Genomic DNA, 10,985 nt, shown 5'->3' with positions numbered 1-10,985 from the left:
GTCGCACTTGCCATACCCAGTGCCAATGCACCTTGAATACCGTGTTCAACTTCTAGAATTTCACCCCATGCACCCGCAGTACCATGACCACCCGTCAAGGTAATTGAACCCGCGATCAAGCCGATGAGTGGATCAATACCCATTAAAGTCGCAAGACTGATACCGACAAAATCTTGAACCACAATGAATGAAGCAACGGCAATCAGGAAGATCACCAAGCCCATACCACCTTCTCTCAGTTTTGAGAAGTTTGCACTTAAACCAATCGAAGCGAAGAAAATCAACATGAAGCTGGTTTGCAGTTCACTACTGGTACTAATGCTAAAACCCCAGACGTTGTATACGACTAGGGAAAGAATAGCCGCAACCAAACCACCAGCAACCGGTTCAGGGATATTATAACGACGTAAAAAGTCGATATGATTCACAAGGAATCGACCCAACAACAATACAATAACTGCTGCAATCAGCGTATAAAACGCATTAAAAGTAAGCTGCATATACATATCCATATATTAATTAAAAGAATAAAGTACTTAACTTAAATATCTGATATAAATCTAATTATTAGAGCACTAAGTGAAATTTAGATTATATAAAATGCCAATATTCAGTTTAATAAACCACTGAAGCCACACTAGGATTTCAAGGATCTGTATTACCATAAAACCCATCCTTAGCAATATGATTAATTAATCTTAATAATCTATCAGCTAATATCTTAAATTATGACGCAATGTTTTCTGATTGAACTGGATTTAAAAAGTAATGGAAAGTGCAACCAATAAATATGCTTAGGAGCATCGCAACTAGAACAAACTTCAATAGTCTTTTTTTGATTCATATCAAACTTCCTTATAAAACTCAGAGTTTTATTAGCTCAAACTATTGAATAGCAATAGTCTAAACATATTCCAAGAACATCAAATCCTATTTGATGCAAGAAAAACGTATGGAATTTAAACGATATATCGATTAAATAATAATGAAAAAATGTATAAACCCATGCAAATTATGCATACAAAATCAGGCTCCATTAAATAAAATGCCAATGACACAATTGATTAATAAAACTTAAATATGTCGTGTTCGCTAAATTATTAATTTCTGATTATATTTTTTATTTTACTGATTGGTAAAATATATTTCACTGCTGGCTGTTTTTATATTTATATGTAGTTTACCTATATATATGAATTAAAAAACTTAATTACATCCATTTAATAAATAGGAGTTCTACTCAAAATTAGTTTAAAAGCTTTTAATTAAGCATCTTAGAGTTTTAGAAATGAATCCATCGTTTCTGCTCGAAATCTTAAAATTAGTAAATATTTGAAACTTTATAATAATCAAATTGAGTCATAGGAACATCATGCAAATCAAGATTAACGAACATTGTGCTAATTCTTGGAAAAACGAATTAAAAGAATTGCCAGAATTCAATGAATGCCTCACATCATCAATTATCGAACAGAGTGCGAGTTTGGCAAGAAAGTATCTCAATTTAAGAGATATTCATTTAAATGAACTCCGTATGGGTGGAGGTCTAATTGAGTTTTCAAATCTCCCTATTGACGATCAGCTATGCCCTCCACCAACGAGTGCCTCCAGACCCTACACTAAGGGCTATATTTCAGAGCTCGTTCTTTTAGGTGTTACAAATGCTTGTGGTTTGAATCCATTTGCCTTCAAAGCAGAAAAGCAAGGTGCTTTGGTGCATGAGATCACCCCTATTTATCTTGCTGATAACAAAAGCATTTCAAGTGAAGGCGTGGCAGAGTTTGACTTTCATACCGATGGAGCCTATTTGTCGAGAAATATCAGACCGCATACTTTGTCATTGATGTGTCTGGTTGATGAAAAAAAGACTTCAACTAACTTGGTAAAGCTATCAGACGTAGTGAATAAACTTAGCCAAAAATCAAAAGAAGTATTGGTTGAGCCTCGATTTGTACACACAGCCCCTGAAACATTCAAAGTAAAAAATAGACGTATTCTAAGTTCTATCTTTGACTTGGTTGATGGTCATTACGAAATTAAAGCAGCATTGCATAACGTCAATGCAACTGATGAAGATAGCGAGTGCGCGTTATTTGAATTAAAAACTGCTGTCTCTGAATGCCAAGTTCAAAAGTCTTGGGATGCTGGGGATCTAATCATTTTTAACAACCTTCGCTGCTTACATGGGCGTGGTGAAATTATAGGGACGCGATGGTTGCAGAGATGTTATGGAACATACACATTCTCACCAGCCACGGTTTTGGATATTGAATAGTTGGTTTTAAGATGATTTTTGAAGTTGTACTAAGAGTTTTTTTATTAATTGCAATCTCTGTTGTTGGCTGGGTAGTCGGTAAAAAGTTCAAACTGGATTCAAAAGATATTTCAACCTTGCTTGTTTATATTATTTCTCCTTTTGTGATCTTTTATTCGATTGTGGAATCCCCTGCCAATTGGACATATCTGAAGTATTCTTTGGGTGCATTTTTACTGGCATCCTTCATGGCTATTGCTGGTCTAATGTTCGCAAGATGTTTCTGGAAAGATAGTCGTGTAAACCTATTTGGCTTTGCTGCTGGCACAGGGAACACTGGTTATTTTGCGCTTCCACTGGTACTCGCAATCTTTGACAAAACACAAATTGCGATCGCTATTTTTATCATTATCGGCATTAACCTCTATGAGTTTACAGTCGGCTATTTTCTTACCGCTAAGGGCTCATTAAATGTAAAAGAGAGTATTTTTAAAGTCGTTAAAATGCCGATCTTGTACGCAGCATTTATTGGTATCGTTTTTAAATATCTCGATATTCAATTTAACGATGTGCTCCTTTCATTTCTGGCGAACTTTAAAGGTGCATATAGTGTTTTAGGCATGATGACTATCGGTATCACGATTGCAAAATTCTCTAAAATTGAAGTGGATTGGCTTTTCTCAGCCTTATCATTGACATGGAAGCATCTTATTTACCCAATTGTTGGCATATTGATCTTCATGTTTATTATTCCAGTAGATAAACAAATCTTGCAGATTATTGCCCTCATGGTTGCTACACCAATGGCTGGCAATGTTGTTGTAATCTCAAATACTTTGGGCTTACACCCCGAAAAAGCGGCAACGTCAGTCATGTTAAGTACAATGCTGGCTTTGGTTACGGTTCCTATCGCACTTTATTTTGTTATTAATTTCTAATCCTTAGTTAATGATAAAACGCCTTCAAATTGTAAGGCGTTTTATCTCTTAACAGGACTATAAGGCTGTTAATTGTTATTGGAGGCAAATTATATTTTAGAAAGAGCTTCAAGGTGCTCGGCAAAGTTACCTTCCTTGCCAGCTGCATTGACATGATCAAAGTAATCATACCAACCGCTTGCTTTAATGCCAGTAAGTAACGCATCACGAGCTTCTTCATTTGGGAAGTGCCAGACACCTAAAAATTGATGTTCACTACTCTGATCAACTTGTGAGTCGATTTGAGTGAGTGTCAATGCTTTAACACCAAGTTCCGTTAACTGGCCCATCGCTGCACCAACATTATTTAAGTATTGAGTACGCTCATCTGAAGACAAGCCTTTCCAAGTTGAATTAGGTGTATAAAGTTCGATGAGATACTGATTCATAATTATTCCTTGTTAGTGAGGTTATTCGAAACCTTTGTGAGTAATTGGGTGAATTGTTGTCGTTCTTGTGAAGTTAAATTTCCGAATATTTTGGCGATCCAACGGCTATGCTGTTCAAATACATTTTTAGCGATCGACTTACCTTTTGCTGTAAGTTGAATTTTTAAGGCTCGGCGGTCTTCAGGATCGGCATGTCGCTCTACTAAGCCCTCACGCTCCAAACCATCAACCAAGCCCGTCACCGTTGGTCGAGTAATGCCTACTTGTTCAGCTAAATCTTTTGGGGCAATCCCATCTTCGGCAGCATCAAGTAAGAACAAAAGAATAAATCTGCCTTCTGATAGTCCATGTACAGCCAGTTGTTCTGCACAATCAGCATCAATATACGTAGCCAGTGAAAGTGCCATGAAACACAGCTCTATACTCTCAATATCAGGCAGTTGGCGTTTGTTTGCTTCACTTAAAAGCACTTGATACTTTTTTTCGAGATTCATTTAATTAGCTACAATATAATAAGCCACCTAACTATATTAACATCCGTATGTATTTGTCAATGTTCGATTTGCAGTCTTACTTATTCAGGATGATTAATAGATATGTTTTAGCGACAGAGATTGATTGAGAACTACCACCCTAGACATTGTGATCTAGGATGGTCCCAGACGATTTAATCATTCAGGCCATAAGTTCATTTTTGATTTTCTTACAGACTTTTAAGGTTGAGTCTACTTCACTCTCATTCAGATTAAGCTTGCACTTGGTATCTTGGAAAATTTTAGCCACTGGATCTTTTAATTTCTCGCCAGATCCAGTGAGTGAAATATACTTTCGGCGGCGATCATTCACATCAACTTCTACGATTACAAACCCATTTTTTTCAAGACGCTTAATAATTGGAGTGAGTGATCCAAGATCAAACAATGTTTGATCACTGAGTTCACTAGACGACAGATGATTCTGATTCCAGAGTGCTGCCAAGACCAAAAGCTGAGGGTACGTTATCCCAAGTTCTGCTAATGGTTTAGTATAGTTTCTCATCATGGCATTCGTGGTCGAATACAATGTGAAACACAGCATCTTGTCAAAATTAAATGTATCTAGCATCGAACTCATCTGTTATGTCCTGAAAAAAATTAAAAACGATGAACAGTCTCAATTAACACGGACACCGCATCTGGGCTTGTTTCCTTAGAAATACCATGCCCCAAGTTGAACACGAAACCTGTTCCATCTTTATCATTTCCATAAAAAGATGTCATAACTTTATTCACTTCATTTTGAATTACAAAATCGGGAGCAAGTAATACTGCAGGATCGAGATTTCCCTGTAAGGCAACTTTAGAACCCACTTGCTGACTTGCTAAATCTAAATCAGTCATCCAGTCAAGCCCTAAAGCATTAGCACCACATCCTGACATTTCCTCAAGCCATTGACCACCACCTTTTGTAAAGACAATTGAAGGAACAGAGAGATCACCTAACTGGCTTTTTAAAATGTCTAAAATAAAAGTAATATACTTGAGAGAAAACTCTTGGTAAGTAGCTCGACTTAGCAAGCCACCCCATGTATCAAAAATCATAATTGCTTGGGCGCCAGCTTCGACTTGACATTTAAGATGCTGGGCAACAGCTTGGGCATTTTTTTCCAACAACTTATGTAAAATTATAGGATTGCTATAAAGCATACTTTTTATAGTTAGAAAATCCTTAGAACCTTGCCCTTCGACCATATAACAAGCTAACGTCCAAGGACTGCCAGAAAAACCTATCAGTGGAACTTTACCATTGAGTTCTTTACGACATTTGCTGACTGTTTGATATACGTAAGATAGTGATTCTTCTGATGGGATCGCTAAATTGTTGATGGCATGTTCAGAGCGTAGAGGGTTTTGGAACTTAGGCCCATGATTTTCTTCAAAATATAAGCCCAAACCCATCGCATCAGGGATAGTCAAAATATCCGAAAAGACAATAGCGGCATCCAAATCATAGCGTCTAAGTGGCTGCAAAGTTACTTCAGTCGCATAGTCGGGAGTTTTCATTAAGTTGATGAAATTACCAGCCTGTTTTCGTATAGCGCGATATTCTGGCAGATACCGCCCAGCTTGGCGCATCATCCAAATTGGTGTTCTGTCTACTGGTTGTTTCTGCAATGCTCGGATAAAGTTAGTGTTCTTGAGTGGTACAAAGTTTGTCATTTAGGACTCTAATTATAGTGTTGCGTGATTAGCCGATTCGACTGAGGTTGGCAGCATTTTTCATTTCGGTAATAGCTTCTTTATAGTTAGGTGCATCAAAGATTGCTGTACCAGCGACAAATGTATCTGCCCCCCATTTAGCAATTTCAGCAATGTTGCTACCTTTCACACCTCCATCGACTTCGAGACGAATATTTCTCCCACTTGCATCGATCAACTTTCTTGCTTCACCAATTTTTGGGAGCACTGCTGGTATAAATTTCTGACCACCAAATCCCGGATTCACAGACATAATCAACATTAAATCTATTTTATCCATCAAATACTTACATGATTCCAATGAAGTGGCTGGGTTAAACACCAAACCAGCTTTACATCCAAGATCTTTAATAAGCTGAATTGAGCGATCTAAATGGGTAGTGGCATCAGGATGGATTGAAATATAGTTAGCGCCAGCTTTCGCAAAATCTGCAATTAAGGAATCTACAGGGGATGCCATCAGATGCACATCAATTGGCGCTTGGATTCCTTCTGCCCTTAGTGCAGAACATACTTGAGCACCCATTGTTAGATTGGGAACATAGTGGTTATCCATAATATCAAGGTGAATCATATCTGCACCAGAATCCAATACAGACTTCACTTCTTCACCTAATCGAGCAAAATTGGCAGCCAAAATAGAGGGAGCAATCCAAATGTCATTCATAAAAAGAACCTAAAAGTAATGATTAAAATCATAGAGTTGAAAGAGAGGATTTAATTTCTGAAATCATCTCTGGATTTAAATTTTCCAAATGCAAGTGATGACCACCTTCATGCCAGCAAACTCTTGCATTCTCCCCCAAATATTGAGACTTAGAATCAAATACTTCTCCTACGAATAGTCCATTCGTTCCAAGAATTATGGTTAAAGGGCAAGTAATTTGACTTATAAAGCTGCCTGCCTGAACATCAGTCAATTGAATTGGTTCAGATATAGTGAGCCGAGGATCGTGTTGCCAACGATAACCCGACTCAACTGATACTAGATCACGCTTGGCAAGTAGCTTGGCACTACTTAATGAAATGGAGCCTCCCACCACTTTCTGTCTGGTTTTAACGGCATCCTGAATACTCGAATACTGAGGTTGATTCTTTTGAGAGAACCCATTGAGCTTGGTCGAGTGAGCCATTTCCGAAAGTCGAAGTGTTGATTTAAAATGACGTACAACATCTTTTTCAGAGATGGTAAATGGTGCGCCCATACCATCAATGAATACGATGCATTTAATGCCTTTGCTGATGGAATTTAAAATTGAAGCTACACCTGTTCCCATCGAATGGGCTAAAATAGAATAACTATTCCATCCCATTTTTTTTACAAAGATGGACATATCGATGGCATAGTCCCATAAGTAATATGCTTGGTTAAGGCTTCTGTGCTCTGATTTACCATGCCCAGCAAGATCAGGAGCCACAACATAATACTGATCCAAGAGAGCTGCAATTCGAGAGAATGACGCACTATTATCCAACCAACCATGTAAAGCTAGAATTGGAGGATTTAGCTCATCGCCCCAAGTTTTTACTGCTAAATCTAAGCCGTTCACATTCAAAGTGAATTCTCGCTCAATTGCTGATAAAGCTTCAGAATTTACATTCATCATATTCATATAGCATTCTGTTTAAAGTAAATCGTTTAGAATCAAACAGTAGAAGCTAACTCTACCCCAACCATCTGTTTTAATTGAATTAAGTCAAACTTTCCATTTGGAGTACGAGGGAAAGAGGTCAAGAATCTGATCGTATGAGGTACTTGATGAGGCTCTAAATCGATTCTGCATTTTTCTAAAAGCTGATATTCGTTAATAACAGACTCATCTGATATTTGAATAAAGGCATGTAGTGTCCCACCTAAGCTTTCATCGTCAACACCAACTACAGCAGCTGACACAATATTTGGCAAACTATATAAGTAATTTTCGATTTCAACAGGGCTCACCTTCATACCACGAGATTTGATTACATGATCCGTGCGACCTCGGAAGTACAAATACCCTTCTTCGTCAATGAGACCCAAATCACCAGTGTGAAGTACATATTCATTCGGCAAAGGTCCCGGTTTAAGTTTTTTCTGAGTTGCCTCAATATTGCGCCAGTACCCTGCCATAACAGTTGAACCACGGATAACGAGTTCACCGACTTGATTAGGTTTAGTAATTTTGTTTCCAGATGAGTCTACCAACCACATTTCTGTATTTGGAATTGCGATACCAACACTATCGGGTTTATTGTTAATTTGGTCAGGAGGAAGATAGGTGCATCGTTTGCACTCTGTTAACCCATACATTGAGAAAATACTTGCGCTCGGAAATAATGCTTTCATCTGTTCAATATGATGAGATTTAAGTGCTGCACCAGTATTCGTTACGATTCGAACGTCAGGGAAAGTTACTCCCGATCTATGCGAATGCTCATAAAGAAGTGACAGCATTGTAGGAACAAATGGAATTACCGTGATCTGTTGCTGTTTAATTTTTTTTATTAAAAATAGAGGCCAAGTAAATTCTTGTTCAAGAAATAATGTCGCACCTTTACTAATCGACATGATCATTTGATATAAACCATAATCAAATGACAATGGTAGTGAACAAAGAATATGGTCCGATTCTTTATAGCCTAAATACGTATTCAGGGAGTCTAAAGCTGCACACATATTTCTATGAGTTAGCATTACACCTTTTGGCATTCCTGTTGAGCCAGATGTATAAACAATTGTTGCTAAATCAACATCAAGAATATTGTTATTTTTCCATTCAACATCGTTATATGATGTCGCAAGTTCCCAAGAATCAACAAGTGGATTAGCAACTAAATTGCCGACAACCACGCTTTTAAATAAGATACTTTTGGACTCAACAGATACATCTTTAAACTTTTGATCATTAGTGATCAACACTGAAGCCTGCGAATTATCAATGATATAATTCAATTTATCCGCTGAAGTATCCAATCCCACATTGCATACAACATAACCAGCTTTGAGCACCGCCCAAAACGCAATGATCGTTTCAACTTTGTTTCCCAAACAAAGTAACACTCTATCACCACGATTAAGTCCCAGCGCCTGTAGATAGTAGCTTAAGCGTGATGATAACTCATCAATTTTGCCGTAAGAATGTGAGTGACCATTCTCTACAACAGCAGCCTTATCTGCACATTTGCGTGTGATATAAGGCAAGATGTGGTGCAGTAAAACATTACACGGTTGCATGACACTCCCCCTTCTCCCCAGTATGATTAAATCGATTTTTCTCAGCTTCGATATAAGATGCTAGTGTTTCAATTGTATTGAAGTGTTTTGGTTCAATTGTTTCTGGATTAACAAAGAAATGTTCAATTTCATCTTCTAAGGCAACTAAAATTTCCACCGAAGAAAGCGAATCAATGCCCAAGTCATCACGTAGATGTGAATTAGAGGTAATCATTTTCTCTTTAGGTAACTTCAAGATTTGGCTAACAATAGATGCAACGATAGACTGTGTTTCATCTGTAATGATTTCACGATTATTTTCTTCTATTACTTTTTCTTGTCCTAAAAGTTGCTCTACAGAAATATCAGTGTGCATTGAAATAATATCTTCAACCGTATCTCGGTAGCGCACTAAATGTAGACTTCCATTTGAGTGAAGAACCTCAGCTGGATACCCATGACTGTGAAATAAAGTTGGTGAGGCTGTAGCACCATAAGCACCTGATGATAATACTGCGAGAAGATCACCAGCTTTCAACTTTTCAAGTTTTGCATTTTTAGCCAACAAGTCGTCTGGATTACATAATGGTCCAGAAATATGGTAAGTTTCAATTTCATCAGTTTTTTGTGCAGAAACTTTAACAATTTCAAAGTTACGCTTTAGAACCTGACCAGCTCCGACCGCAGCTGAATGACAGTTTGTACCACCATCAGTCACCGCAAAGTTCGTGCCATGGTTATGCTTAATATTATCAACGGTAACTAAAAGTGCTGCGCTCTTACCAGCTATAAAACGCCCTGACTCCATAATAATGCGAGTTTTTGGATGTTTTTTATGAAATTCATTGAATAGAGGATGCAGTAAGTTAGTTAATTCTTGAGTATCTAAATCTTTTTCATTTTCGTAATACTTAATACCCAAGCCACCACCAACATCAACCATGGTGAGATCCAATCCATGGAGATTAGAGACTGTCTCAAATAAATCTAAAATATACTTAGAGTTATCGTAAACAGACTGTGCTTCTAAAATTTTAGTGCCATTGTAAACATGGATACCCTTGAGATGAATATTCGGAAGTTTTGCATAACTACCCATATTTTTTACGGCAGTTTCTTCCTCAATACCGAAATGAGTAGGTCGCCCACCCATTTTCCAAGGAGAGCCTTTAGCTGAGAAAACTGGGTTAATGCGAATTGCTACTGGCGCTATAACGCCCATTTCTGAAGCTAATTCTGATAACTTGTTTAGTTCTTCTTCAGATTCAACTACAACTGCAAAAATATTGAGTTCTAAAGCTCTTCTATGTTCTTCTTCCTTTTTCATGGGTCCTAAGAGAATGATATTTTGCGGATCAACGCCAGCCTTTATCGCAATTTCTAGTTCTGCTAATGAGCATACTTCAGTATTGCCCCCATAAGAATTAATCAATTTTACGACTGATAAGTTTGGATTAACTTTAAGTGCATAAAAAATATCAACACAATCTGGTAAAGCATTTCTTAAGTCGTTAAAACTGCTTCTTAACTGGTTCTCATCATAGATATAAGTAGGTGTACCAAACTTCTGTTTTACTTCAAATAATGTTTCTGCTGTTAAGTTCATTTTTTTTAAATCCAAATAATTAGTACTTCCATAATTCGGGCGCTATTCTACAAAAAGAATACTTTGCGCGCAAAGTATTCTTTTGGATAATTGTAAATCCATTGAATTCATGAGAAATAAGGTGATAGCACTTTTAATTAAAGCTAGTGCAAATCGCGAAAGCGACTAAAATCAAATTATCCAAGGTATGACAGACGCTGGAAATCTATAAGTAGCTAAGGTGATAAAACATTGGATTACAATACTTTCCATTAAATCGCCTTAGCGACACATGAAAAAAAGCCACGCTTTCATATAGCGTTAAATAAATTGTTTGTCTCAATAGCCAC

At 37.3% G+C, this 10,985-nt stretch carries 11 protein-coding genes; 2 read left to right on the top strand and 9 right to left on the bottom strand.

The window, feature by feature from the left end:
* Positions 1-500: sodium/glutamate symporter (locus MKI85_RS15565; RefSeq protein WP_241628958.1), on the bottom strand; the 500-nt coding region annotated here is incomplete at its 3' end.
* An 872-nt stretch (positions 501-1,372) separates the two neighbouring features.
* Between MKI85_RS15565 and MKI85_RS15560 the strand changes: the two genes are divergently transcribed.
* Positions 1,373-2,275 (top strand): TauD/TfdA family dioxygenase, encoded by a 903-nt coding sequence (locus tag MKI85_RS15560; protein WP_241628956.1) that lies wholly within the window; start codon positions 1,373-1,375, stop codon positions 2,273-2,275.
* Between the two features lie 11 nt (positions 2,276-2,286).
* Positions 2,287-3,192, top strand: a complete 906-nt coding sequence (locus tag MKI85_RS15555) for an AEC family transporter (RefSeq protein ID WP_241628954.1) — start codon at positions 2,287-2,289, stop codon at positions 3,190-3,192.
* An 89-nt stretch (positions 3,193-3,281) separates the two neighbouring features.
* Here MKI85_RS15555 and MKI85_RS15550 read toward each other — a convergent pair whose 3' ends face one another.
* From MKI85_RS15550 to lysA, 8 genes are all read right to left on the bottom strand, one after another.
* Complete coding sequence (locus MKI85_RS15550) at positions 3,282-3,620, bottom strand: DUF6616 family protein (protein WP_241628952.1); 339 nt, start codon at positions 3,618-3,620, stop codon at positions 3,282-3,284.
* A gap of 2 nt (positions 3,621-3,622) precedes the next feature.
* Complete coding sequence (locus MKI85_RS15545) at positions 3,623-4,114, bottom strand: MarR family winged helix-turn-helix transcriptional regulator (RefSeq protein WP_241628950.1); 492 nt, start codon at positions 4,112-4,114, stop codon at positions 3,623-3,625.
* A gap of 181 nt (positions 4,115-4,295) precedes the next feature.
* Entirely contained in the window at positions 4,296-4,733 is a 438-nt protein-coding gene (locus tag MKI85_RS15540) for a MarR family winged helix-turn-helix transcriptional regulator (protein WP_241628948.1), read from the bottom strand.
* Positions 4,734-4,753: 20 nt separating this feature from the next.
* Positions 4,754-5,818, bottom strand: a complete 1,065-nt coding sequence (gene hemE / locus MKI85_RS15535; RefSeq protein WP_241628946.1) for a uroporphyrinogen decarboxylase — start codon at positions 5,816-5,818, stop codon at positions 4,754-4,756.
* A gap of 28 nt (positions 5,819-5,846) precedes the next feature.
* On the bottom strand, positions 5,847-6,524 hold the full coding sequence (rpe, locus tag MKI85_RS15530; RefSeq protein ID WP_241628943.1) for a ribulose-phosphate 3-epimerase: 678 nt from the start codon (positions 6,522-6,524) through the stop codon (positions 5,847-5,849).
* Positions 6,525-6,552: 28 nt separating this feature from the next.
* The gene (locus tag MKI85_RS15525; protein ID WP_241628940.1) at positions 6,553-7,470 is read right to left on the bottom strand and encodes an alpha/beta hydrolase; all 918 of its coding nucleotides are present in this window, start codon (positions 7,468-7,470) and stop codon (positions 6,553-6,555) included.
* Positions 7,471-7,502: 32 nt separating this feature from the next.
* Entirely contained in the window at positions 7,503-9,071 is a 1,569-nt protein-coding gene (locus MKI85_RS15520; RefSeq protein WP_241628933.1) for a class I adenylate-forming enzyme family protein, read from the bottom strand.
* Entirely contained in the window at positions 9,058-10,656 is a 1,599-nt protein-coding gene (lysA, locus tag MKI85_RS15515; RefSeq protein WP_241628930.1) for a diaminopimelate decarboxylase, read from the bottom strand. Before lysA ends, MKI85_RS15520 begins: the two co-directional genes overlap by 14 nt.
* Positions 10,657-10,985: the final 329 nt, after the last annotated feature.

Source organism: Acinetobacter zhairuonensis, assembly GCF_022601715.1.
Lineage (GTDB): Bacteria > Pseudomonadota > Gammaproteobacteria > Pseudomonadales > Moraxellaceae > Acinetobacter.
The sequence above is the reverse complement of the archived record's forward strand: the minus strand, read 5'-3'. Positions and strand labels throughout refer to the sequence as shown.

Excerpts from the sequence above, each read along its gene's own strand:
- MKI85_RS15560 (WP_241628956.1), top strand. The coding sequence starts at position 1,373 with ATGCAAATCAAGATTAACGAACATTGTGCTAATTCTTGGAAAAACGAA.
- MKI85_RS15555 (WP_241628954.1), top strand. The coding sequence starts at position 2,287 with ATGATTTTTGAAGTTGTACTAAGAGTTTTTTTATTAATTGCAATCTCT.
- MKI85_RS15550 (WP_241628952.1), bottom strand. The coding sequence starts at position 3,620 with ATGAATCAGTATCTCATCGAACTTTATACACCTAATTCAACTTGGAAA.
- MKI85_RS15545 (WP_241628950.1), bottom strand. The coding sequence starts at position 4,114 with ATGAATCTCGAAAAAAAGTATCAAGTGCTTTTAAGTGAAGCAAACAAA.
- MKI85_RS15540 (WP_241628948.1), bottom strand. The coding sequence starts at position 4,733 with ATGAGTTCGATGCTAGATACATTTAATTTTGACAAGATGCTGTGTTTC.
- hemE (WP_241628946.1), bottom strand. The coding sequence starts at position 5,818 with ATGACAAACTTTGTACCACTCAAGAACACTAACTTTATCCGAGCATTG.
- rpe (WP_241628943.1), bottom strand. The coding sequence starts at position 6,524 with ATGAATGACATTTGGATTGCTCCCTCTATTTTGGCTGCCAATTTTGCT.
- MKI85_RS15525 (WP_241628940.1), bottom strand. The coding sequence starts at position 7,470 with ATGAATATGATGAATGTAAATTCTGAAGCTTTATCAGCAATTGAGCGA.
- MKI85_RS15520 (WP_241628933.1), bottom strand. The coding sequence starts at position 9,071 with ATGCAACCGTGTAATGTTTTACTGCACCACATCTTGCCTTATATCACA.
- lysA (WP_241628930.1), bottom strand. The coding sequence starts at position 10,656 with ATGAACTTAACAGCAGAAACATTATTTGAAGTAAAACAGAAGTTTGGT.